Genomic DNA, 23,737 nt, shown 5'->3' on the forward strand with positions numbered 1-23,737 from the left:
TGCGGATCTGCGGACAGGTGGATCTGCGGATCTGCGGAAAGGACTGAGGAGCCGTGGCAGCGGCGGAGCGCGAGGTGCTGGTGTGGTGGGCCCGGACGGGCGACGCCCGGCCCGCGCTCCTCGGCCTGCTCGACGCCGTCGAGCGCGCCCGCCACGAGGCCACCGTCCGGCCGGCCGACAAGGCGCGCTTCCTGGTCGGGTGCGCGCTCAGCCGCGTCGTCCTCGGCGAGCTTCTCGGCGTGCCTCCCACCGACGTCCCCCTGCGCCGCGTGTGCCCGCGCTGCGGCGGGCCGCACGGCAAGGTGGGGCTGGCGGTGCCGGAGCGGTCGCCGTACGCGGACGTCGACTTCTCCGTCACCCACAGCGGGGAGGTGATCGGGGTCGCGGTCTGCCGGGGGGCCGCCGTGGGGCTCGACGTGGAGGACGACGGCATCGATCTCGACGTCGACGCGGCGGCGCGCACCGCGCTCGGTGACGGCGAACTGAGGGCTCTGTACGCCCGCCCGCCGGCCGGGCGCCGTACTGCCTTCCTGCGCACCTGGACCCGCAAGGAGGCCGTACTGAAGGCGCTCGGCGTGGGTCTCCATTTGCCCTTGCGCGAGCTGGAGTTGTCCGCACCGGAGGCCGTACCGGCCGTCCTCGGCTGGCCCGGGCGGCTCGGCCGGCGTCCCGAGGTGAGCCTGACGGACCTGACGGTCGCGGGCACGCACACGGCGGCCGTCGCGGTGCTGGCGGGGGGTGGCGTGCGGGTGGCCGTACGGGCGGATCCCGTCCTCTGACGCCGGCCCTCCGACGGCGGCCCGAGCCGGGCGCGCATCAGGGGTGGAGCAGGACGAGTGCGATGGTGGGCAAGAACGTGCCTACGCCGCTGAGCAGCCAGTAGTTCTGAGCGGACAGTGAGGTCCGGCGGGCGAGGGGAGCCCGAGTACGACTCGGCTCCCCTCCCCGTTGCGTTATGCCGGTTACCGCTGGGACCGCGGGTGGCCCGGGGCTTCGGCGCAGTCGGCGGGTGTCCGTTTCGTGACCGCGGCGCGATGGCGGAGCGACAGCGCACCATGCGCCATGGCGGCCTGGCGCAACCTCGCGGTCGGGGCCGTGCGACTGAACGGCGCGAAGGACATCGCCTCCGGCCGTCGCCGCAATGCGCGTGACGCCCGTCGACCTCTCACGCTCCTCGGCCTCGCCCGAGTACGAGGCGGACGTCACTCGATTACGCCGAAGCCCTGAGGGCTGTCGCAGAATAACTTCAGACTCTGACCTTGGTCAGGCGGTCTGTCTCGCGAGGTCATCGAGTGGAACGGCGTTTCGGCGTTCGTGAGTTGTTTTCCGACGGCCCCCTGGGCCGCTCAGGGGTCGACCGGGTCCGGCGCATGCGTTCTCGGCGTTCTCTCAGGCTGAGACCGAGAGGTGACGCCGTCTCAGATGGTCGGGGTGTCGTCAACAACCGGCCTGTGAATCTCAATGACCGGCTTCCATCCCGCGGAGAACTCGATGAAGTCCGCACGGGTGGGGTAGGTGTCGATCGCGCGACGGTCACGCTTGGGGCTGTCGCCCCCCTTGCGCCCCCGGGGAATCTGCTCCTCGAAGATGTCGACCTTCACGTCGGGAACCTCCTTGAGGCCCTGGCGCCAGATCTGCACGACGTCGGCGCCGAACGCCTGCCGGGCCGCAGCGTAAAGGGCCGTGAGGGCCCCCTTGTCCCCACCAGGGACGAAAAGTGCCAGGTCCAGCACGACACCGGCGGACTGGAGGACCTCGATGGTCACCGAGCCGTTCTCGTCGGCCAAGTAGATCCCGGCTTCATTCTCGTCGTCGGGAAGGCAGGAGACCTCTTCCTGGAATACGGTTCTCGCCGTGATCGAGCCGCCCTCGAAATTCTCACCGGACTTGGTGAGAAAAGCAGGGACATAGCAGTCGGGAAGCTTGAGTTCTGCCGTGTCGGCGGAAACGAAGATCCTGTCCTTCACGCCGAGCTTCGTCACCTCTTCCAGCGAGAGGCGGCGAGCGGCGATCTTCTCCGTGTTCACGATTTCCCTTTCAGGTTGCACTGTCCCTCCGAGCGAGGACGCTACCACGAAACCCTGAGGTCAACTGCCCAGTAATCCTTGGGTAAATGGCCTCCGACGGCCTGCACGGGAGGATACCGAAGCGAGTGCCACTCGGTCGGGAACACGCATCCGCCGGATAGTGTCCCTCGTCATGGTGTTGGGGATCAACTGGCGGTTGCGTTTCGGTGCGTTGGGTGGCGCGGAGGAACTAAAAGAGAGTTTACAGTAGATATCACCCATATCGCCTTCGGGTAGGTGGTGGCAAGGTAAGGCGATCCATTCGCCGTGCATCTCGAAGAGCGCGGCGGAAACCAACCGGAAGTCGCGGACGGCGTCGGTCTGCACGACCGCCCCGGCGAGGCTGCCGCGGGGTTGTCCGGCGGCGGACAGGGCGTCGGTGACGAGGCCGGTGGGCATGTGGTCCGCGATCGCCCGGCCGGCCAGGCGGCGTGAGGCGAGGTCGATGACGGTGGCCGGATGCAGGAACTTCGCGCCGTCCAGCGGGAGACGGATGATGTCGCCGACGTACTTCGTGTTCGGCTCGCGTGCCGTGAAGTCGCGGCCGGCGAGGTCTGGGGCCTTCGCCGCGGCCGGGTCCGCGACAGTGATGCGGTGCCTGCGGTGCCTGCGGTGCCTGCGGTGCCTGCGGCGCAAGCGCACGCCCGTCAGGCCGATGCTCCGCATCACCCGGGCGATCCGTCTGTGGTTGACGCGCTCGCCCGCCTCGCGGAGCTCGGCCGTGATCCCGGGGACGCCGTAGGTGCCGTCCGACTCGCGGTGCACGGCCCGTATCCGGGCGGCGAGGCGGGCGTGGGCGGTCTTGCCGCGCGGCCCGGTCCGCGGCCGTGCGACGCCAGTAGCAGAAGCTGGAGCGGGCGATGCCCAGGATCGTGCACAGCCGCTTCACGCCGTGACGGCGCTGATGGCCGGCGACGAACTGGAAGCGGTTCACCGGCACGTCTCCCCGGCGAAACACTTGGCCGCCTTCCGCAGGATCTCGCGCCCTTCCTCCAGCTCGCGGACCTTCTTCCGCAGAGCGGCGTTCTCCGCCTCCCACGGCGTCGGCGGCTCGGCCGGAGCCTCCGCCCGGCGCCCGCGGGGCCGGCTCGCTCCGGCCGCCCTCACCCAGTTCCGCAGGGTCTCGGGGCTGATCCCCGGATCGGCGGCGACCTGCCGGATCGTCGCCTCGGCCCGCGACCGGTACAGCGCGACCGCGTCCGCCTCGAACTGCGGCGGACAGTTCTTCATGACCACGAGATGTCCGTTCTCAGATCCTCAGGATCCAGTGTCCCGTGCGTTCAGGATCAAGGGTCAAGGCCCACGGGCGGCGTCCTCGCGGGTTCGGTCATCCGCCGGGCACGGCGCGGCGCGCGCAGGGCCGTCCTGCCCCCGCACGTCTTCTAGGGCGTGTTTCGAAAGTCCCTCCCCCAGAGGGGGTGCCCCCAGCCCGGCGGCGTCCGGCACGCACTCCCCCGGAGGGGGCACCCCCAGCCGCGTTGTCGGGGTCACCCCGGTACAACCAGTATCGGGGCGACCCTCCGCCTTGCGATCGCACGCACCGGACGCCGCCGGGCCTGCCCTTCGGGCAGACGACGCCACTTTCGAAACACGCCCTAGTCGCCCACCGGCAGGCGGGTGTACGACAACCGGCACACGCGCCTCACGAGGTGGCTCAACGACGGGATCCCGCCCGCGCAGGTGGCCGAATGGGCGGGGAACAGCGTGCCGGTGCTGCCGGCCACCTGCGCCCGGTGCGTCGAGGTGCAGCTGCCCGACCTGAAACGGTGCCCGGAGGCCGCGGGAGATCTCCCCGAGCCGCCCGGCGCGGGCTGAGGCTCCGCACCGAGAGCTCCGCCGAAAACTTCGACACGTATTCGACACAGCCACCCGCGAAAACCCGGTGACAGCCGGACGGCCCCGGAACCTCCCCTTGATCGTCGGGGGAGTGTCCGGGGCTCCGTCATGTCGCGTGAAACGTGCTCTGACCAGCAAAAATGCCCTCCCATGGGGAGGGCGGAGACTTGCGCCCCCGGCAGGACTCGAACCTGCGGCCAAGCGCTTAGAAGGCGCCTGCTCTATCCACTGAGCTACGGGGGCCGGTCGTGGTGGCCTCGTACCCGGTGCCCGGGTGCGGGCCGATCCGTGACGTTGCCGGGGACAAGGATAGGGCTCCCGGTTCCTTGTCCTGCGTGCTTCGCCTCCGTGGCTCGATGTGGAGGTTCAGTGAAGCGGTCCTGATAATCGCAGGCAGGTACGAATCGTGCACCGCTTTTGGCGCCTGGAGCGCCGGGTGTTGTGCACTCGTTATGCCTGCGCTGTGCCTCTGTCCCGGTCGCACCTTCCGTCCCTTGTGTCCCATCGGCGCGCAGGCATGTCTATGTGCTTCATAAATCCCCCGAAATTAGGCATTCTTCGCATGTGGTGACCTTGGACGTACGGCCTCAGCTGCTCAACGCACTCTCCGCCCTGCGCGAACGTGTCGCCGCCGCACGCTTCCCGCTGCCCCTGGCGGGGGCGCCACGCGCGCGTGCCAACCGCGACGAACTCCTCGCCCAGCTCGACGACTATCTGGTGCCCCGGCTGAGACAGCCCGAGGCGCCCTTGCTGGCCGTCGTGGGCGGATCGACCGGCGCCGGCAAGTCGACCCTCGTCAACTCCCTGGTGGGGCGGCGGGTCAGCGAGGCGGGAGTGCTGCGGCCGACGACCCGGACGCCGGTGCTGGTGTGCCACCCGGAGGACCATCACTGGTTCAGCGGCATGCGGGTGCTGCCCGACCTCACGCGCGTGTGGGTGCCCCATCAGGAGCCCGCGGAGGACCTGTTGCTGCCCGGCGAGAACGGCAGACGCCTGCTGCGCATCGAGACCGCGGAGACCCTTCCGCCCGGCCTCGCCCTGCTGGACGCGCCCGACGTCGACTCCCTGGTCGCCGACAACCGGGTCCTGGCAGCCGAACTCATCTGCGCCGCCGACATCTGGGTCATGGTCACCACGGCCGCACGGTACGCCGACGCCGTGCCCTGGCATCTCCTGCGCACCGCCAAGGAGTACAACGCGACGCTCGTGAGCGTCCTCGACCGCGTACCCCACCAGGTCGTCTCCGAGGTGTCCCGCCAGTACGGCGCCCTGCTCACCAAGGCCGGCCTGGGTCACGTACCGCGCTTCACCGTGCCCGAACTGCCCGAGTCGGCCTGGGGCGGAGGACTGCTTCCGGCCACAGCGGTGGCACCGTTGCGCACCTGGCTCATCCATCACGCACAGGACCGGGCCGCCCGCCACGACGTGATGGCCCGCACGGCGTACGGCGTCCTCGACTCGCTCAATTCCCGGATGCCCGAACTGGCCGGCGCCGCGGCCGCGCAGTACGCGGCCGCACTGCGGCTCACCTCGGCCGTCGACGGGGCGTACGACAGCGAATACGCCCGTGTGCGGGGCCGGTTGCAGAGCGGCGCCGTGCTCGCGGGTGACGCCCTCAAGCGCTGGCGGGCCTTCCCGCTGGACTGCACCGCCGGGGAGCTGCTCGACGCCCTCGTGGAGAGCCTGGCCGCGCTCCTGCTGTGCGCCGTCACCGCGGCCGACGAGCGGGTCGACGAGGCCTGGCGCCGAGAACCGGCCGCGGGCGCCCCGGAACTGCTCGACCGCGACACCTCCCTGGAGACCGCCGAACACCGCATCGGCATGGCCGTACGGCGCTGGCGGCGCGAGTTGGAGGAGTACGCCGAGGACGAGGTGCGCCACCTCGAACGCGGCGCCGCAACCGACCCCGAATTCGTCGCGGCCCTCGTCGCCACCGTCCTGCTGGGCGGCCGCAGGGCCCGTTCGGCGGGCGAGGGGCTCGCCGAGCGGATCGGTGCCCACGGCGCGCTTCGGCTGCGCGACCGGGGCGGGCGGCTGCTCACCGAACACCTCGACCGTGTCATGCACAACGAACGCGAGCGCCGGCTCGCCCCGCTCGACGGACTCGACGTCCACGCCGAACCCCAGGCCGAACTCATTGCCGCGCTGTCCGTACTACAGAAGGAAAGGTGACCGGTGACCGCCGTCACGAACCAGGACCACACCGACCACACCGACCACGCGGGCCGCACGGATCACACGGATCACACGGATCGTGTGGAACTCGCTGAGCGCGAGGGGCGGTCGATGCAGGCGGGATGTGAGGGGAACGGGGGCCCGTCGCAAGCCGGCGGAGGGGGAGAGACGCGGGAGCGGGATCGGCAGCCTGAGCGGGGTGAGGGAGACGGTGTCCCGTCCTCGGGCGGTCGGGAGGACTCCCGGGACCCCCAGGGCGCCCAGGACGCGCAGGCGGGCGAGCGGGAACGCTGGGCGCGGGTGACCGACGCCGGCGGTTCCGCGAGCGGGGCCGACGCCGAACGATCCGCTCACGCGCCCGACGCCGTACATCCGCCGGGTGGGATCGAAGGGCGGCCTGCCCCGGGCACGGCAGAGGCAGAGGGGGAGCGCTTCGCCGAGGCGGCGGGAGAGGCTCCCTCCGCCGGTGCGGCCGAGGGAGCCGCGTCCGAGGACGGGAGCGAAGGCGGCGCTTTCTCGAAGGCGGTGGAGGGCGGCTCCTCGACACCCGTCGACGCGGACGACCGTCCGGCGCGGGCGCACGAGACCGACGAGGCCGCGGGCGGCCGGTCCGGGACCGAGTCCGAGTCCGAGTCCGAGGCCGAGTCGTCCCCGGGCGCGGGAGAAGACGACGGCTCTCCCCCGCGGGGGCGGGACAAGGGCCGTCCCGCGCCCGCGCGGAAGGGCGACGACTCCTCACGCGGCCGGTCCAGTGCCGAGGCCGAGTCCTCGCACGGCCGGTCCAAGCCCGAAGCCGTCCCGCACACGCGCGTGCGGGACAGGTCGCGGGGCAAGGCCGGTCCCGCGCGTGGGGGCGAGGACGACCCCGCGCGCGTGCCGGACGGCGAACGCTCCCGGCGCTCGCCCGGCACCGACCGTCCCGCGCACCCGTCGGAGACCGAGGCTCCCGCGCGCGGCCAGGACATCCGGGCAAGGGAGCGTGGCGCCCACCACCCGCAGGGGGACCCAGGTTCCGGTGAACCCTGGGGCGACGGTCTCATCGCGCGTCGCGTGAACGAGGCCACCGCCGCAGAGCAGGCCGCCGCCGCCCTGGAGGTCAGGTCCGGCAACTCCCAGGCCGCCCCGGCCCCCCTGGCCTACGACGGTCACCTGCGTTCGCGGCTCGACGCGCTGCGGGAACTGGTGGGGCTCTCCCGCGCGCGTCTCGACAACAGGACGCTCTCCGAAGCGGGCCGGGTTCTCGACGAGGCGGCCGCCCGGCGCAGGCTCTCCGGACAGCACACCGTGGTCGCCATCGCCGGGGCCACCGGCAGCGGCAAGTCCCAGTTGTTCAACGCCCTCGCCGGGGTGACCATCTCGGAGACGGGCGTACGGCGGCCCACCACCGCCGCCCCCATCGCGTGCAGTTGGAGCGACGGCGCGGCGACCCTGATCGACCGGCTCGGCATCCCGGGCCGGCTGCGCCGCCGCCCGGTGCAGAGCGCGGACGCGGAGGCCCAGCTGCGCGGACTCGTCCTGGTGGACCTGCCCGACCACGACTCGGCCGCCGTGCAGCACCGTGAGCAGGTCGACCGGGTCCTGGCCCTCGTGGACGCCGTCATCTGGGTCGTCGACCCGGAGAAGTACGCCGACGCCGTGCTCCACGAGCGCTACCTGCGGCCCATGGCGGGGCACGCCGAGGTCATGTTCGTCGTCCTGAACCAGGTCGACCGACTGCCGGGCGAGGCCGCCGAGATGGTCCTCGACGACCTGCGGCGGCTGCTGGACGAGGACGGCGTCGCCCTCGGCGAGTACGGCGAACCGGGCGCGACCGTCCTCGCACTGTCCGCGCTGACCGGTGACGGCATCGGAGAACTGCGGGAACTGCTGGGTCAGTTCGTCGCGGAGCGCGGTGCCGCGGCGCGGCGCATCTCGGCCGATGTCGACGCCGCCGGCTGGCAGTTGCGGCCCGTCTACGCGACGACGCGGCGCACCGGCCTGAGCGAGGAGGCGCGGGACGACTTCGCCGCCCGCCTCGCGGACGCGGTGGGCGCCAGGGCCGCGGGCGAGGCCGCCGAACGCGCCTGGCTGCGCAACGCCAACCGCGCGTGCGGGACGCCGTGGCTGAGGCTGTGGCGGTGGTACCAGGACCGCGGCGATCCTCCCACCGGCAGCGTCCGGGTCCGCTCGCAGGCCGACGAGGAGGCCACCGCGCGGCAGCGCGTGGAGCAGGCGGTGCGCACGGTGTCGGAGCGGGCCTCGGCGGGGCTGCCCGCGCCGTGGGCGCAGGCGGTACGGGAGGCCGCCGTGCGCGGTGCGCAGGGGCTGTCCGAGGCGCTGGACGAGCTGACCGCGCGGGCCGGGGTGCCGGAGGGGCGCCCGCCGCGGCCGGGCTGGTGGCCGGTTGCCGTGCTGGCGCAGGCATCGATGACGGTCCTGCAGGTTCTCGGCGGACTGTGGCTGGTCGGCCAGATCGCCGGGTTCATGTCGCCGAACCTGGGAGTGCCGGTGCTGCTGATGGTGGCCGGCATCATCGGCGGCCCGCTGGTGGAGTGGAGCTGCCGGATCGCGGCCCGCGGTCCCGCACGCAGATACGGCCAAGAGGCGGAACGCTGCCTGCGGGAGGCCGCCGCCGGGTGCGGCAGAGCGAGGGTGCTGGACCCCGTGGCCGCCGAGCTGCTGCGGTACCGGGAGGTACGGGAGCAGTACGGCAGGGTGATGGGCGCACAGGCGCTGGCCAGGTGAGATAAGGGGACGTGCGGGCGCTGGCCGGTGGTTGGTCCGGGGGCGGTGCGCCGCGGATCCCCCGTCCGGGTGACGGCTTTTTCCACAGGCGGGTGGTGATCCACAGCGCTCGGCGGGCCCGTCCCGGCGGAGGCAGTCTGGTTTCGCGGCGATCGCGGTGAAGCGGTCGTGACGACGGTGGCGGTGAGCGGCTCGGGGCGTGTGCCTCGCGGCCGCCGCCGTCCCGGCAGACGCAGCCGTACGGGACGGGCCCGTACGCGTATCCGCCCGGCGTCGACGCCCGGGTGAGGGAGGGGTCCTCGATGAACGAGACGATGGTCTGCGCGGTGGGGAACGTGGCGACGCAGCCGGTGTACCGGGAGCTGTCGGCGGGGCCGTCGGCGCGGTTCCGGCTGGCGGTGACCTCGCGCTACTGGGACCGGGAGAAGAACACCTGGGCCGACGGCCACACCAACTTCTTCACGGTGTGGGCCAACCGGCAGCTGGCGACGAACGTGGTCGCGTCGCTGAACGTGGGTGAAGCGGTGATCGTGCAGGGCCGGCTGAAGGTGCGCGCGGAAGCACGCGAGGGACAGAACCGGACGTCGGCCGACATCGACGCCGTGGCGATCGGCCACGACCTCGCCCGCGGCACCTCGGCCTTCCGCCGCGCCGCCAGGCTCGAGCCGGCCGTCGCGGTCGCCGCGGCCGGCGCACCCGACCGGCCGGAACCCGACTGGCAGGCCCCGGTGGGACAGTCCGCGGCGGAGCCGGAATCACCGCGGCGACGCGAGCCGGCAGCCGTGACCTGACGTCAGGGAGCGTGCCGGTCCGGCCGATCGGCGGCTTATCGGCGTATGCAGCCGTAAATGACGGGTTGATTTGTCGATAAGCCCTGCTCTGCCGTGATCTTGGGGATAACGATTCCGAGTCGGATCACCCATCGGACGACCTGACCGGGAAGGCCGGTACGCCCGCCTCTCTAGGATGCCGAACGTGGCTCTCGGGGCTTCTGATTCTGCTGGTGGGACCCGTCCCCCCACGTCAACGGGTCCTGCTGGAAGGGAAATTACGTGATTTCTTCGTTCTCCGCGCTGTTCGGGCGCGGACGGGGCGCGGTGCGCCTCGCGGCGGGGACGCTCGTGTCCGGACTGGTCGCCGCCGGTGTCATTGCCGCCGCGAGCCCGGCCGCCGCCGAGACCGCGGCGCAGACCCAGGGCGGAGCGACGGCGACGATAGGCGGCCTCAAGACGTACGGAGCCGCCGTACTGCACGACGAGAGCGGGGACCAGGAGGTCTCGGCCGGCCTGTTCGAGATGTCCGTCGAGGGCGGCGGCACCCTCCAGACCTACTGCGTCGACCTCCACAACCCCACGCAGAAGGACGCCAAGTACCAGGAGACTCCCTGGAGCGGCACCTCACTGGGCGTCAACAAGGACGCCGGCCGCATCCGCTGGATCCTGCAGAACTCCTACCCCCAGGTCAACAACCTGGCGGCGCTGGCCAAGAAGGCCGGTATCGCCGGGGGCCTCACCGAGCAGGACGCGGCGGCCGGCACCCAGGTGGCGATCTGGCGCTACTCGGACGGAGCGGACGTCGAGGCCGTCGACCCGCAGGCCGAACGGCTCGCGGACCACCTCCAGAAAGCCGCCCGTGCCGTGGCGGAACCCCAGGCCTCACTGACCCTTGACGGTGCCGCGGTCTCCGGACATCCCGGCGAACTGCTCGGCCCGGTCACCGTTCGGACCGGCGCGAGCGCCGTGACGGTGTCACCGCCGCTGAACTCGGCCACCACCGGCGTCCGGATCGTCGGCAAGGACGGCAAGCCCGTCACCTCCGCACAGGACGGCAGCGAGCTGTTCTTCGACGTGCCCGCCGACACCGCGGCCGGCGCCGCGGAGCTGACCGTCCAGGCCTCCACCACCGTCCCCGTCGGCCGCGCCTTCACCTCCGAGAGCCGCAGCCAGACCCAGATCCTGGCCGGCTCCAGCGAGTCGACCGTCTCCGCGACGGCATCCGCGACCTGGGCCGAGACGGGCGCCGTACCGGCCCTCTCCGCGGCGAAGAACTGCACGAAGGACGGCGTCGATCTCACCGCGGCCAACCAGGGCGACCAGGCCTTCACCTTCGAACTGATGGGTGTGCAGCACAGCATCCCCGCCGGTACGTCCCGGACGGTGACGATCCCCCTCCAGGAGGATCAGGCCTACGACTTCACCATCACGGGCCCGCAGGGCACCCAGAACCGCTTCACCGGCGTCCTCGACTGCCGCACCAGAGCCGCCGAGTCCGGCCTGGCCACCCAGACGCTCGCCGAACCGAGTCCGGCCACGGTGGGCGGCACCGCCTCCTCGGGCACCGACCTCGCCCAGACGGGCGGCTCCGACGTCACCCCCCTGATCGCGGGCACCGCGATCGGCCTGGTCGTCATCGGCGGCACGGTCCTGGTCCTCGTGGGCCGCAAGGAGAACGACGCGCGGGGCTGACCGACACCCACCGCGACACGCACGGTCTCCCAGAGGGCCTGCTGGTGCGGATTCCTGTCCCTGCCGGCGGACGAGGTTCCAGCTGACCCGTGATGACGCGTTCCGGGCCGTCCCTGGGCCCTCCGGCGTGCCCCAAAGCCACCCGGCGACGGCCGGCCGGGAGGGGGACGGCGGTCGGCCGGGACGGAGCAGACACCACTGTCTGCGGCGAAACCCCAGGTCAGAGCCTCCCGCCGGATCGGGTTTCCCCCCAGGGGTAGCCGTCCGGCAAGATGGGGTGTATCTGCCCACTGCCAGAATTCAAGCTGCCGGACGGTTTCTCTTGGCTGAGTACATCTACACCATGCGCAAGACGCGCAAGGCGCACGGCGACAAGGTCATCCTTGACGACGTGACGCTGAGCTTCCTGCCCGGCGCGAAGATCGGTGTGGTCGGTCCGAACGGTGCCGGTAAATCCACCGTTCTCAAGATCATGGCCGGGCTGGAGCAGCCGTCCAACGGCGACGCGTTCCTGTCGCCCGGCTACTCCGTCGGGATGCTCCTCCAGGAGCCGCCGCTCGACGAGTCCAAGACGGTCCTGGAGAACGTGCAGGACGGCGCCGCCGAGATCATGGGCAAGCTCAAGCGCTTCAACGAGGTCGCCGAGCTGATGGCGACCGACTACTCGGACGCGCTCATGGAGGAGATGGGCAAGCTCCAGGACGACCTGGACCACGCCAACGCGTGGGACCTGGACACCCAGCTGGAGCAGGCCATGGACGCCCTGGGCTGCCCGCCCGGCGACTGGCCGGTCACCAACCTCTCCGGTGGTGAGCGCCGCCGCGTCGCGCTCTGCAAGCTGCTGCTGGAGGCCCCTGACCTGCTGCTGCTCGACGAGCCCACCAACCACCTGGACGCCGAGTCCGTGCAGTGGCTGGAGCAGCACCTCGCCAAGTACGCGGGCACCGTCGTCGCCGTCACCCACGACCGGTACTTCCTCGACAACGTGGCCGAGTGGATCCTGGAGCTCGACCGCGGTCGCGCCCACCCCTACGAGGGCAACTACTCCACCTACCTCGACACCAAGGCGACCCGCCTGAAGGTCGAGGGCCAGAAGGACGCCAAGCGCGCCAAGCGGCTCAAGGAAGAGCTGGAGTGGGTGCGGTCCAACGCCAAGGGGCGTCAGGCCAAGTCCAAGGCCCGTCTCGCCCGTTACGAGGAGATGGCGGCCGAGGCCGACAAGATGCGGAAGCTGGACTTCGAGGAGATCCAGATCCCGCCGGGCCCCCGCCTGGGCAGCATCGTCGTCGAGGTCAACAACCTCAGCAAGGCCTTCGGCGAGAAGGTCCTCATCGACGACCTCTCCTTCACGCTGCCGCGCAACGGCATCGTCGGTGTCATCGGCCCGAACGGCGCCGGCAAGACGACGCTGTTCAAGATGATCCAGGGCCTGGAGGAGCCGGACTCCGGTTCGATCAAGGTCGGCGAGACCGTCAAGATCTCGTACGTGGACCAGAGCCGCGAGAACATCGACCCGAAGAAGACGTTGTGGGCCGTCGTCTCCGACGAGCTGGACTACATCAACGTCGGCCAGGTCGAGATGCCCTCGCGGGCCTACGTCTCCGCCTTCGGCTTCAAGGGCCCCGACCAGCAGAAGCCGGCCGGCGTCCTCTCCGGCGGTGAGCGCAACCGCCTGAACCTCGCGCTCACCCTCAAGCAGGGCGGCAACCTGCTGCTCCTCGACGAGCCGACCAACGACCTGGACGTCGAGACGCTCTCCTCGCTGGAGAACGCCCTGCTCGAGTTCCCGGGCTGCGCCGTGGTCGTCTCCCACGACCGGTGGTTCCTGGACCGGGTCGCCACGCACATCCTCGCCTACGAGGGTGACTCCAAGTGGTTCTGGTTCGAGGGCAACTACGAGTCGTACGAGAAGAACAAGATCGAGCGGCTCGGTCCGGACGCGGCCCGTCCGCACCGCGCCACCTACAAGAAGCTGACCCGGGGCTGATCCTTCTTGCGGCACATCTACCGCTGCCCGCTGCGCTGGGCGGACATGGACGCGTACGGCCACGTCAACAACGTGGTGTTTCTCCGTTACCTGGAGGAAGCCCGTATCGACTTCCTGTTCCGCCCGGAGAAGGACTTCCAGCAGGGGTCCGTGGTGGCGCGCCACGAGATCGACTACAAGCGGCAGCTCGTCCACCGGCACCGGCCCGTGGACATCGAGCTGTGGATCACACAGATACGCGCGGCGTCCTTCACCATCGCCTACGAGGTGAAGGACGGCGACCAGGTCTACGTCAGCGCGTCGACGGTGATCGTGCCGTTCGACTTCGCGGCGCAGCGGCCTCGCCGGATCACCGACGAGGAGCGTGAGTTCCTCGAGGAGTACCGGGACGACGACAAGGAGGCCGTCGCCGCATGACGGTGCTCCACCTCGCCGACGCGGGGGAGGCGGCGGATCTCGCTGCCTTCCTCTCCCGGCTGCTCCACTACGACCGCGCGGCGGCGGTCCGGCTCCAGGCGGCCGGTACCGCGCTGGCCGTCTTCGGACGGCCGCCGTCCTTCGAGGTCCTCGCCATCCGGGCGGTCCGGCTCGCGAAGCCGTACGAGAACGGCCTCGACGTCACGCTGGACGTGACCGTGTCCGTGGGGGAGCTGCTGGAGAGCGTCGACGAGAAGGCGGCCACGGCCACTGTGCCCGCCGCTGTGACCGGGCCGCCCTGGGCGGGCGTACTGCCGCCCCGCGGCGGCTGGCGGCCCGAGCCCGGGCTGCCCTCGCCGGAGGTACTGCGCGCTACGGTCGCCGCATCCGTCGCCGAGTTCCGTTCCCGTGCCGAGGAGTTGGCGCCCGAGCGGCGTACGCGCGGTGAACTGGACCGGATCGGGCGGGAGATCTGGTCCCGGACCGTCGGGACCACGCGCCTTCCGCTGCGGGCCGTGCACGCGGCTCAGTCGCTGGGCTTTGTGCGGCCGGCCGTGACCGGCGGCACGCGGGCGCCCGACGAGGAGCCGCCGGGGCTGTTCTCGTCGGGCGCTTGGCTCAGGCTGCGGACGCCGTACGGATCGGTCGCCGTGCGGGGCGCGGGACTCGGCGCGCTGGACGTCAGCGTGCGCTGAGCGGTCGGTCGCGCGGTTACACCAGAGGCCACAGGGCCGCGGTCAGACCGAAGCCGATGACACCCATGGTGGTGGTCAGCACCGTCCAGGTCCGCAGGCCGGAAGCCACGTCCAGGCCGGTCAGCTTGGTGAACATCCAGTAACCCGCGTCGTTGATGTGCGAGACGGCGAGGCCGCCCGCGCCCATCGCCAGGGCGATCAGGGAAAGCTGGCCGGTGGACAGGTCGGCGCGCTCGAGAAGCGGGGCGAGGATACCGGCCGTGGTGATCAGGGCGACCGTGGTCGAGCCCTGGGCGGCGCGCAGGGTCAGCGCCATCAGGAAGGCGAGGACGAGCGCGGGCAGACCGCTTCGGTCCAGTACGTCGGCGATCGCGTCGCCGATGCCGCTCGCGACCAGCACCTTGCCGAAGACACCGCCCGCGCCCGCCACCAGAATCACCATCGCCACCGGTGGCAGGGCCGACGTCATGACGCTCGCGATGTGGGCGCGGTCCCAGCCACGGTGGGCACCGAGGACGTAGGCGCACAGCGCCACGTCGATCAGCAGGGCAACCATGGGGGCGCCGAGGACGGTGAGTACGGCGCGCAGGACGGTGCCGTCGGCGAGGAGGTTCTGGCCGAGGGTGCCGGCGAGGATCAGCAGGATCGGGGTGACGATCAGGGTGAGGACCGTGCCGAACGACGGCGGGCGCGGGGCCGGGTCCGCGGTGGTGGCCGTCGCGGCCGGCCTGGTCAGGACGGCGGTGCCGTGGCTGTCGTCGGCCGGAGTGACGGCGGAGGTGGGGGAGAGGGCGGGGGCGGCGCCTCCGACACCCTCCGTGCCCCCGGCGCCCCTGATACCCCCGATGCCCCCGGCGTCCCCGATGCCTCCGGTGTCTCCGGTGCCTTCGGTGGTCCGAGGGGTCTCCTCGCCGTAGACCTCCGCGAACACGGCCGGGTCCATGGGGTACTCGCGGCGGGTCATCCGGCGGGACACCAGGTAGCCCAGCAGGATCACGACCGCGGTGACGGGGATGCCCATGAGCAGGACCAGACCCTGGTCGGCGCCGATGGCCTGGGTGACGGCGACCGCGCCGGGGTGCGGGGGCAGGAAGGCGTGCACCGTGAGCATGGCGGCGCCCATCGGGAGGGCGTACACGAGGAGCGGTTTACGCGATGCGCGGGCGACGCCGTACGCGATCGGCATCAGGATGATCAGGCCGACCTCGAAGAAGACGGGGATGCCGAGGACGAAGCCGGCGACAGTGAGGGCGAGCGGGGTGCGCTTGGAGCCGAAGCGGTCGATCAGGGAGTGCGCGAAGGCCGCGGCACCGCCGGAGAGCTCGATGATCCGGCCGATCATCGCGCCCAGGGCGATGATCGTGGCGATGTGACCGAGCGTGGAGCCCATGCCCTCCTCGATGGTCTTCACCAGGTCGGCGGCCGGAACACCGGCGGACAGGGCGACGCCCACGGACACGACGACCAGGGCGACGAAGGGCTGGACCTTGGCGCGCAGGATCAGCAGGAGGAGGGTGGCGACGCCGGCGGCGGCGATGAGGAGGAGGGTGGTGTGGCTCATCGGCCCTCTCCTTTCCGGGCGGGGGAGGCGGCGGACCTGGGGGAGAGGACGGTGACGACGGAGGAGTCGTCGTGGGCGGCGAGGCCGGCGCGTTCGCCGAGCAGGTAGAGCTGCTGGGCGGCGGAGGCGAGCGGGACCGGGACGTGGGCGTCCTTCGCGATGCCGGTGACGATACCCATGTCCTTCACGAAGATGTCCAGGCGCGACTTCACCTCGGGCGCGGACTCGCTCTCGTACGTCTCGACCATGCGGGGCCCGCGGTCGGCGAACATGAACGAACCGGCGGCGCCGTGCCGCAGGCTCTCCACGACGGTCGCCGGGTCGAGGCCGAGGCCGCGGGCCAGCGCGACCGCCTCCGCCGCGGCGGCGATGTGGACGCCGGCCAGGAGCTGGTTGATGGCCTTGAGGGCCTGACCGTCACCGGGCCGGGAGCCGACGACGGTGAGGGTGGAGGCGAGCAGGTCGAGGACCGGGCGGGCGAGACCGAGGGCCTTGTCCTCGGCGCCGACGACGATGAGGAGATCGCCGTCGCCTGCTCGGACCGGGCCGCCGCTGACAGGGGCGTCGACCGTCAGGACACCCTGTTCGGCGAGGCGGCCGGCCGTGGTGCGGGCCGCCTCCGGGCCGACCGTGCTGGTGAGGACGACCGTGGTGCCGGGCCGGAGGGTTTCGGCCGCGCCGTGCTCGCCGAAGAGGGCGTTGTCGACCTGTTGCTGGTCGCGTACGGCGAGGAGAACGACGTCCGCGTCACCGGCCGCGTCGGCGGGGGTGCGGGCGGCTGTTCCGCCGGCCGCGGTGAGCTGGGCGAGACGGGGTTCCGATATGTCGTAGGCCGTGACGGGGAGGTGGGCGGCGAGACGGACGGCCATGGGCAGGCCCATGGCGCCCAGGCCGATCACCGCGGTGTGGGGACGGGAGACCATTGGTTTCGGTGCCTTTCCGGGAGCGGGGAGCGGGGAGCGGGGAGTGGGGAGTGGGTGGGGAGCGGGACGTGGGGAGTGGGGAGCGGGTGCGGTGGCGGCGGGGCGGACCGCCGCTACGTCAGTTGCGCGATGATCCGGCAGGCTGCCTCGGTCACCGCGTCGCGGCCCGCGGCCCAGACGCTCACCACGTCCGAACCGGGCAGTGCCGCAGGGAGTCGGGCGCTCACCGCCCGGAGGTAGGCGCGGCGCAGTTCCGCGTTGACGTTGATCTTCGCCACGCCTCGGGTCAGTGCGGCGCGGAGCTGGTTCCCGGGGAGGCCGCTGGCGCCGTGGAGGACCAGGGGAACCCGGGTCGCGGAGTGGATGGCGGACAGGCGGTCGAGGTCCAGGCGTACCGGCTCGGTGGTGAGACCGTGCACGTTGCCGACCGCCACCGCCAGCGCGTCCACACCGGTCTCGGCCACGAACTCGGCCGCCTGGGCCGGGTCCGTCATCGCGGCCGGGTTCGCCGCCGCGTTCGTCGAGACGTCCTCGTCGCCCGGGAGGGCGCCCAGTTCGGCCTCCACCCAGGCGCCGTGGTCGCGGGCCCGGCGGACTGCCTCGCGGGTCAGGGCGATGTTCTCGCCGAAGGGGAGGTGGGAGCCGTCGATCATGACGGAGGTGTAGCCGGCCTCGAGGCATGCGGTGATCTCGTCGAGGTCGCGGCTGTGGTCGAGATGGACGCCGAGTGTGGCGGGGGAAGCGGCGGCCATGTCGAGCGCCAGGCGCATCAGGGGCGCGCGGCCGGCGTGCTTGAAGGGGCTCGAGCCCGCCTGGATCAGCACCGGGTGGCCGGGGTGGGCCTCCGCCGCCGCGGCTATGCCCTGCACGGTCTCCAGGTTGTACGCCACGAAACCGGGCAGGGCGCGGTTCGTCTCGTACGCGGTGGTCAGGGCCTTCAGGCCCTCGGGTCCGGTCAGCAGCATCAGGCGGCGCTCCTCAGCAGGGCGAGGGCGTCGGCGAGGGCGTCGTCGCCGCCGACGTTCCCGGCGAACACGATGTAGGGGATCCCGGCGGCAGGGCCGTCGACGGGCTGCCACAGCGAGACGATGCCGGGCAGCAGGGTGCCGCGGGCCCAGGCACGGCGGATCTCCAGGCCGTGGGTGGCGGTGTCGCTGGAGGTGATGCCGCCCTTGGCGATCACGAAGGCGGGACGACGGGCGGCGGTGATCAGGCGGACCGTCTCGACGAGGGCGGCGGAGACGGTACGGGAGATGGCGAGGCTCTCGTCGGGGTCGGCGGCGGTGACCACCGTGCGGGTGGTGCCGACGACCGTGTCCGCCGTTTCCAGCGAGGTCGCCGCGGAGGCGGCGGTCTCGCGGATGTGCGCGTCCCGGCGGGCGGGGTCGAGGAGACGGGCCACGTCGAGTTCGTACGTGGTGAGGTCGCCCGCTCGTTCGCGCAGGCGGTTCAGCTGGCGGGTGGTCAGGGAGACGTGGGAGCCGACGACGACGAGGCCGTGGGCGGACGGGGCCCGCAGCGGGGCGAGTTCGGCGGCGCTGAGCGGGGGGTGGGCGGGCTGGCCCGCCCGGGCGCGGACGAAGGACGGGCCGACCCGGTAGAGGAGCCGGGTGCCAGTCTCCTCCGCCTCGGCCAGGGCGAGGGCCAGCACGCGGAGGTCGTCGTCGCAGACGGCGTCGACGACCGCGGGGGCGCCGTCGTGCAGCGTGCGGAGGCGGTCGGCGACGTGCTGCGGGCCGCCGGTGCGCAGGTCGGTGAGGGTGATGCGCAGGACCTTGTCGGCGGGAGTGCGGCCCTTCGTCTTCTCCTCCACCCAGCCGGGGAGCGAGGAGGAGGTGTAGCCGAAGGTGGCGTCGCGCGCGAACTCGCTCTCGCCCACCGGCAGCAGACCTTCCGGGGTGCGCATCCAGTGTGCCGAGTCGACGGTGAGGCGGCCGGCCTCGATGTAGGCGGGGACGAGGACGACGCCGTCCGGGGCGGCGCCCGTGGCTGTCAGCTCCTCGGCGAGGACGTCGGTCTCGAGGGGGAAGTGGCCGCGGAGCGTGGAGTCGCCGCGGGAGGCGATGACGTACGGGACGTTCTCCGCCTGGGAGGCCCGGTGCAGGGCGCGGGCGATGTCGCGGTTGCGGGTGGCGGCGTCCTGGGGGGAGAGGCTGCGGGTGTTGGTGAGGACGAAGAACGCCGGGCTGTCCTGGCGCAGGGCCCAGCGGAGGTCTTCGACCGTCCAGGTCGTGAGGACGGGGAGGTCCTTGACGGTCTGGGTGCCGGTGGGGTCGTCGTCCAGGACGGCGAGGCGGGGGGCCCTTGCCATGCGGGCGGCTACTGCGGCGGGGAGGACTTCCCTGACGGGAGGGAGGCCGGCGAGAACCTCGGGCTCGGGGAGGGCATGGCGGGGTAGGGACATGTCGGTTCCTGGGGATGGGGTGTGCGGGTGCCGGGTGGGGCGATGGGGCGTTGAGGGTGCTGGGCGGCTGCGTCCGCCGCCCGCGGTGGTGGTGCCACGCTCCGGACGGGGAGCAGCTCCGGTTTAGGAGCTGCTCCGGACGGTGAGCTGTTCCGGTCCGGGAGCCGCTTCGGTCCGGGAGCCGCTCCGGTCCGGGACGGCAGGGCGTCCGGCGGGCCGTGTGCGGCTGGTCGCGGTGCTTCTTCTACTCGCCGGACTTCAGCACGTGGGTGCGGTAATCCGTCGCGGTCTGGTGCATGTGGGCGTTCATCGCCTCACGGGCCTGGTCCGGGTCGCCGGCTTCGAGGGCCCGCAGGACCTTTTCGTGGTGGGCGATCGCGTTGACGCGGATCTGGGGGATGGCGGAGGTCTCGCGGCGGCCCTCGGCGAGGAGGGCGCCGAAGGGCTCGAAGAGGAGGGGGACGAAGAGGTTGCCCGTCCCCCGCATCACCGTGGCGTGGAAGTCGATGTCCGCCTGGACGAACTTCTCCGTGTCGCCCTCGTCGGCGGCCTCCCGCATGGTGGCGAGGTGCTCGCGCAGCTCCGCGAGGTGGGTCTCGTCGCGGCGCAGTGCGGCCAGTTCGGTCGCACCGTTCTCGATGAGGCGCCGCGCCTCGATCAGGCGCTCGGAGAGGGAGGTGTGGGAGGAGTGGGATGCCGCACGGATCACCGGGGCCAGGGCCGTCCAGCGGTCCGGGGCGTTCACGTAGGTGCCGCGGCCGCGGACGACGCGTACGACGTTCTGCGCCCGCAGCTGCTTGATCGCCTCGCGTACGGTCAGCCGGCTCATCGAGGACTGCTCCGCGAGGTCGCCCTCGGGGGGGAGGGCGGCGTCCGGCGGGTAGGTGCCGTCGATGATCGCGCTGAGCAGGCGCTCGGCGAGTTCTTCGGAGAGCGACATCGTGGGACCTCCGTCGGGCGGGTGCGGCTCGGAGTCACCGTACGGCTCGACCTCGGTGACCACATCGGGGAGTCGGACGTATGACGTCAGACGTCTGATGTCCGGATGTGGGTAACCATGACAGCGAGGGCATGGTGCGTCAATACCCCCGCCATATTTCTGCTCTGTTGCGAAATGCGATCAACCCGCGCTCAGCGCCGTCCGGACCCGTGCGGTCCGGACCCGTGCGGTCCGGCCCTGTGCGGTCCGGCCCTATGCGGTCCGGCCCTGTGCGGTCCGGCCCTGTGCCGTCCGGCCCCGTGCGGTCCGATCCTCTGCGGTCCGGTCCTTGCACCGTCCGCCCGAGTGCGGTCGCACTCGGGCGTCAGCCCGCGGTGTTCACCATCGACGCCGCCGCGTACGTCAGGTAGTTCCACAGCGTCTGCTCGTGCTCCTCGGACAGCCCCAGCTCGTCCACCGCGTCCCGCATGTGCCTGAGCCAGGCGTCGTGCGCGGCCCGGTCCACGGTGAAGGGCGCGTGCCGCATCCGCAGCCGGGGGTGGCCGCGGTTCTCGCTGTACGTCGTGGGGCCGCCCCAGTACTGGATCAGGAACAGCGTGAGCCGCTCCTCGGCCGGACCCAGGTCCTCCTCGGGGTACATGGGCCGCAGGAGCGGGTCCTCGGCCACTCCCACGTAGAAACGGTGGACCAGCCGGCGGAAGGTGTCCTCCCCGCCGACCTGCTCGTAGAAGGTCTGCTCCTGAAGCGTGCCGCGCCGAATCTCTTTCACGTCCCCCATGGTCTCAGACCCGGTGACCGAGTACTCCAGGCCCAGGACCTTCCGGCACGGGGCCTTTGCCCACCGCGCCTGCGGGCCGGCGAGCGCGGGCACTCGCCCCGTGGGCTCCCGCGCCGCACAGTGGACGTATGGCAGCGCATGTGCTCGGCAAGGAGCTGGAGGAGCTCGCCGCCTCCGAGCGGGCGGCGTTGGTGCGGGAGATCGAGGCGAGCGGGGCCTTCGCCGCCGATCCGGCCTGGCGGAAGGCCTTCGCCGTCGTACCCCGCCATCTCTTCGTGCCGTACTACTACGCCGGCGGCGCGGGCGGGTACGAGCGGCGCTGGGGTGAGAGCGCCGATCCACGGGCCCGCGAGCGGTGGGTGCGCGGCGCGTACGAGGACGTGCCGCTGGCCACCCGGCTGCGGGACGGCGAGCTGGTCTCCTCGAGCAGCCAGCCCTCGCTGATGGCCGAGATGCTGGCCGAGCTGCGCGTGCGGGAGGGGGACCGGGTGCTGGAGATCGGCGCCGGCACGGGATACAACGCGGCGCTGCTGTCGTACCGGCTCGGGGACGAGCGGGTCACCACCGTGGACCTCGATCCGGAGATCACCGAGTCCGCCCGGCGGCATCTCGCCGAGGCCGGCTACCGGCCGACCGTCGTCACCGGCGACGGCGCCCGCGGGGTTCCCGAACGCGCGCCCTTCGACCGGATCGTCGCGACCTGCGAGCTGGCGTCGGTCCCACGGGCCTGGGTCGCCCAGTGCCGTCCCGGCGGTCGCATCCTGGCCCCCCTGGCGACCGGGCTGCTCGCGCTGACGGTGGGAGGGATCGGGCAGGCCGAGGGGAACTTCCTGCACACCCCCGCCTGCTTCGTCCCGCTGCGCGGCACCGAGCGGCCCGCGCCGGAGCCGGTCGCCCTCGGCGGGGTGCCGCCGGGGGCCAGGGAGGACGAGCTGTTCCGCTTCCTGCTGGCCCTCACCCGGGAGACCCTCGACCCCCAGGAGGCGTACGCGCTGTGGGAGCGCGAGGGCAGGCCCGGACGGCACCGGTACGGCGTCACCGTGGGCGGCGAGCAGATGTGGGCGTGGCTGGACGACCCGGAGGGACCGTACGCCTGGCCCCTCCCGGGGTCGTCGGGCCCCCGCCTCGTCGAGACCTGGCCCTCGGGGCCGGCCTCGCCGGGAATCGGCCCCGGGGGACTCAGCCCCGACGGATCGTGATCGTCGTCCACGCGCCGACATGGACGCGGTCGCCGTCCTGGAGGGGGACGGGCACGAAGGGCTGGATCGGCTCGTCGGAACCGTTGACCGTCGTGCCGTTCGTCGAGTTCTGGTCGACGACGGCCCAGCTGCCGTCGGGCTGCTGCACCAGCACCGCGTGCTGATGCGAGACACCCGGGTCCTCCGGCGGCACCGACAGGTCGATGTCGGGGGTCTCACCGGTGGAGTGCCGGCGGCGGCCGATGGTGATCTGGTTGCCCTCGAGCGCGCGCTGCTGCTCGGGGGAGTAGGCGGGCAGGTTCAGGCCCGCGGCCTCCGGTCCCGAGCGGTGCATCATCGCCATGAAGTACTCGCGGTCCGGGCCTATCGTCGCAGTCCAGGTCTCCGGCTGCTGCGGGAAGGCCTGGCCGGGCGGGGCCTGGTTGCCGCCGGGCTGGGGGTAGCCGTAGCCGCCGCCCTGGTTGCCGCCGGGACCGGTGTGGGACGGCGGGGAGAGCACCCAGTCGTCGTCACCGCCGCCGAAGGACGGGCCGGACGGCTGCTGCGGCCGACCGGTCCCCTGCGGGTAACCGGACGGGGCCTGGGGGCCGCCGGACGGCTGGAAAGCCTGCGGGGCGCGTCCCCCGGGGCCACCGGGACCGCCGGGACCCCCGTGGCCACCCGGGCCGCCGGGCTGCGGCGGACCGCCGTAGCCGCCGCCCTGGCCGCCGGGGCCGGAGGGGTCGCGTGCGAAGGGGTCGGAGGACGGGTTCGCGGGGCCGGGACGGCGTCCGAAGGGGTCGCCGGGGGCACCCGACGGCTCACGCCCGTAGGCACCCGCGGGCGACCCGCCACCGGGGCCGTTGGCCGGGCCACCCGGCGTGCCGCCGGGACCCTGCCCCTGCCCCTGAGGCCCGCCGGGCGGACCGCCGAACGGCCGACCGCCGCCGGGGCCGCCGGGACCACCCTGTCCACCGGGACCGCCCTGGCCGCCCTGCTCATGACCGAAGGGCCGGCCGCCCCCCTGGCCCGGAGGCCGCGAGGGGTCGCCGCCGAACGGCGGGCCCGGCGGGATCGGCTCGGCGGGCCGGTTCACCTGGGACGGACGGGAGCTCTGGTAGTCGAACGCGTCGCTCCCGCCGAAGGACGGGGGCGGCGGCTGGAACCGCGCGTCCGGACCCGCTCCGGGACCGCCGGGTCTGCCCGGTCCACCGGGACCGCCAGGGCCGGGCCCACCGGGCCCCGGCGTGCGCGGGGCGGCGGGCGTGTACGAGGTCGCCGTGTTGGTCAGGAAGTTCCACCGGCACTCCTCGCAGAACGGCGCGCCGCCCTCACGGGGCGTGCGGCACTGCGGGCACAGCTCCGGCTCGGCGTTCGGCACCGCGGACAGGTGCCGGTTGTCGGGACGGCCGCCGGCGCCCGGCGGGGGCGGCGGGAAGCCGTAGCCCCCGCCGGCCGGGGGCGGTGGGGGAGGGGGCGGAGGTACGGCACCGGCCATGCGGTGACCGCAGACCTCGCACCAGTCGTCGGAACCCGACTGGTGTCCGTTCGGGCAGGTCGGCATGTCGGCGCGTCCCCCTTTCCTTCG

The 23,737-nt window shown here is 72.4% G+C and carries 19 protein-coding genes, 1 tRNA gene and 1 pseudogene; 9 read left to right on the plus strand and 12 right to left on the minus strand.

All coding sequences use genetic code 11. From position 1 onward, the window contains the following. The first annotated feature begins 53 nt into the window (after nucleotides 1-53). Nucleotides 54-779, plus strand: coding sequence for a 4'-phosphopantetheinyl transferase family protein (locus ACIP5W_RS12760; RefSeq protein ID WP_401470991.1), 726 nt, complete (start codon nucleotides 54-56; stop codon nucleotides 777-779). 639 nt (nucleotides 780-1,418) lie between these two features. On the opposite strand, the gene ACIP5W_RS12765 is transcribed toward ACIP5W_RS12760, so the two are convergent. From ACIP5W_RS12765 to ACIP5W_RS12785, 5 genes and pseudogenes are all read right to left on the minus strand, one after another. After that, complete coding sequence (locus ACIP5W_RS12765) at nucleotides 1,419-2,027, minus strand: hypothetical protein (RefSeq protein ID WP_401470994.1); 609 nt, start codon at nucleotides 2,025-2,027, stop codon at nucleotides 1,419-1,421. Nucleotides 2,028-2,087: 60 nt separating this feature from the next. Further along, the gene (locus tag ACIP5W_RS12770; protein ID WP_401471203.1) at nucleotides 2,088-2,708 is read right to left on the minus strand and encodes a DDE-type integrase/transposase/recombinase; all 621 of its coding nucleotides are present in this window, start codon (nucleotides 2,706-2,708) and stop codon (nucleotides 2,088-2,090) included. Beyond that, a pseudogene (locus tag ACIP5W_RS12775) lies at nucleotides 2,703-2,843 on the minus strand (IS3 family transposase); the annotation flags it as partial. The pseudogene ACIP5W_RS12775 and the gene ACIP5W_RS12770, both read right to left, overlap by 6 nt. Nucleotides 2,844-2,996: 153 nt before the next feature. Beyond that, nucleotides 2,997-3,296: a transposase gene (locus ACIP5W_RS12780; RefSeq protein ID WP_401470997.1), complete on the minus strand. Its 300-nt coding sequence runs from the start codon at nucleotides 3,294-3,296 to the stop codon at nucleotides 2,997-2,999. 776 nt (nucleotides 3,297-4,072) lie between these two features. Beyond that, nucleotides 4,073-4,145: transfer RNA gene (locus ACIP5W_RS12785), tRNA-Arg, on the minus strand. 321 nt (nucleotides 4,146-4,466) lie between these two features. Here ACIP5W_RS12785 and ACIP5W_RS12790 point away from each other — a divergent pair. The 7 genes from ACIP5W_RS12790 (at nucleotide 4,467) to ACIP5W_RS12820 (ending at nucleotide 14,365) form a co-directional block, all read left to right on the plus strand. Further along, complete coding sequence (locus ACIP5W_RS12790) at nucleotides 4,467-6,074, plus strand: dynamin family protein (protein WP_401471000.1); 1,608 nt, start codon at nucleotides 4,467-4,469, stop codon at nucleotides 6,072-6,074. Nucleotides 6,075-6,377: 303 nt separating this feature from the next. After that, nucleotides 6,378-8,801: a GTPase gene (locus ACIP5W_RS12795; protein WP_401471003.1), complete on the plus strand. Its 2,424-nt coding sequence runs from the start codon at nucleotides 6,378-6,380 to the stop codon at nucleotides 8,799-8,801. Between the two features lie 302 nt (nucleotides 8,802-9,103). Next, nucleotides 9,104-9,592: a single-stranded DNA-binding protein gene (locus tag ACIP5W_RS12800; protein ID WP_401471006.1), complete on the plus strand. Its 489-nt coding sequence runs from the start codon at nucleotides 9,104-9,106 to the stop codon at nucleotides 9,590-9,592. Nucleotides 9,593-9,853: 261 nt separating this feature from the next. Further along, entirely contained in the window at nucleotides 9,854-11,266 is a 1,413-nt protein-coding gene (locus tag ACIP5W_RS12805; RefSeq protein ID WP_401471009.1) for a TQXA domain-containing protein, read from the plus strand. Between the two features lie 322 nt (nucleotides 11,267-11,588). After that, complete coding sequence (gene ettA, locus ACIP5W_RS12810) at nucleotides 11,589-13,253, plus strand: energy-dependent translational throttle protein EttA (protein ID WP_401471012.1); 1,665 nt, start codon at nucleotides 11,589-11,591, stop codon at nucleotides 13,251-13,253. Nucleotides 13,254-13,259: 6 nt separating this feature from the next. Further along, nucleotides 13,260-13,670 (plus strand): acyl-CoA thioesterase, encoded by a 411-nt coding sequence (locus ACIP5W_RS12815; protein ID WP_398094081.1) that lies wholly within the window; start codon nucleotides 13,260-13,262, stop codon nucleotides 13,668-13,670. After that, on the plus strand, nucleotides 13,667-14,365 hold the full coding sequence (locus ACIP5W_RS12820) for a hypothetical protein (RefSeq protein ID WP_401471016.1): 699 nt from the start codon (nucleotides 13,667-13,669) through the stop codon (nucleotides 14,363-14,365). Before ACIP5W_RS12815 ends, ACIP5W_RS12820 begins: the two co-directional genes overlap by 4 nt. Nucleotides 14,366-14,381: 16 nt before the next feature. Here ACIP5W_RS12820 and ACIP5W_RS12825 read toward each other — a convergent pair whose 3' ends face one another. The 6 genes from ACIP5W_RS12825 to ACIP5W_RS12850 all read right to left on the minus strand — a co-directional run bounded on the left by ACIP5W_RS12825 (nucleotide 14,382) and on the right by ACIP5W_RS12850 (nucleotide 20,971). Next, nucleotides 14,382-15,926, minus strand: coding sequence for an SLC13 family permease (locus tag ACIP5W_RS12825; protein WP_401471019.1), 1,545 nt, complete (start codon nucleotides 15,924-15,926; stop codon nucleotides 14,382-14,384). Beyond that, the gene (locus ACIP5W_RS12830; RefSeq protein ID WP_401471022.1) at nucleotides 15,923-16,849 is read right to left on the minus strand and encodes an NAD(P)-dependent oxidoreductase; all 927 of its coding nucleotides are present in this window, start codon (nucleotides 16,847-16,849) and stop codon (nucleotides 15,923-15,925) included. The genes ACIP5W_RS12825 and ACIP5W_RS12830 overlap by 4 nt, the downstream gene beginning before the upstream one ends. A gap of 113 nt (nucleotides 16,850-16,962) precedes the next feature. Beyond that, entirely contained in the window at nucleotides 16,963-17,814 is an 852-nt protein-coding gene (locus tag ACIP5W_RS12835; protein ID WP_401471025.1) for a class II fructose-bisphosphate aldolase, read from the minus strand. Further along, nucleotides 17,814-19,160 carry a four-carbon acid sugar kinase family protein gene (locus tag ACIP5W_RS12840; protein ID WP_401471028.1) on the minus strand — a complete coding sequence of 449 codons (1,347 nt, stop codon included), beginning with the start codon at nucleotides 19,158-19,160 and terminating at the stop codon, nucleotides 17,814-17,816. Before ACIP5W_RS12840 ends, ACIP5W_RS12835 begins: the two co-directional genes overlap by 1 nt. A 337-nt stretch (nucleotides 19,161-19,497) precedes the next feature. Then, on the minus strand, nucleotides 19,498-20,193 hold the full coding sequence (locus tag ACIP5W_RS12845; protein ID WP_401471031.1) for a FadR/GntR family transcriptional regulator: 696 nt from the start codon (nucleotides 20,191-20,193) through the stop codon (nucleotides 19,498-19,500). Nucleotides 20,194-20,557: 364 nt separating this feature from the next. Further along, a complete protein-coding gene (locus tag ACIP5W_RS12850; protein WP_401471034.1) occupies nucleotides 20,558-20,971 on the minus strand; it encodes a globin in 414 nt (137 codons plus the stop codon). A 128-nt stretch (nucleotides 20,972-21,099) separates the two neighbouring features. Between ACIP5W_RS12850 and ACIP5W_RS12855 the strand changes: the two genes are divergently transcribed. Further along, nucleotides 21,100-22,170 carry a methyltransferase domain-containing protein gene (locus ACIP5W_RS12855; protein WP_401471038.1) on the plus strand — a complete coding sequence of 357 codons (1,071 nt, stop codon included), beginning with the start codon at nucleotides 21,100-21,102 and terminating at the stop codon, nucleotides 22,168-22,170. Here the strand turns inward: ACIP5W_RS12855 and ACIP5W_RS12860 are convergent. Continuing rightward, nucleotides 22,151-23,713, minus strand: coding sequence for an FHA domain-containing protein (locus tag ACIP5W_RS12860; RefSeq protein ID WP_401471041.1), 1,563 nt, complete (start codon nucleotides 23,711-23,713; stop codon nucleotides 22,151-22,153). The two genes, ACIP5W_RS12855 and ACIP5W_RS12860, sit on opposite strands and share 20 nt — an antisense overlap. Nucleotides 23,714-23,737: the final 24 nt, after the last annotated feature.

Origin of the sequence: Streptomyces sp. NPDC088766 (assembly GCF_044750845.1) — a bacterium.
Lineage (GTDB): Bacteria > Actinomycetota > Actinomycetes > Streptomycetales > Streptomycetaceae > Streptomyces.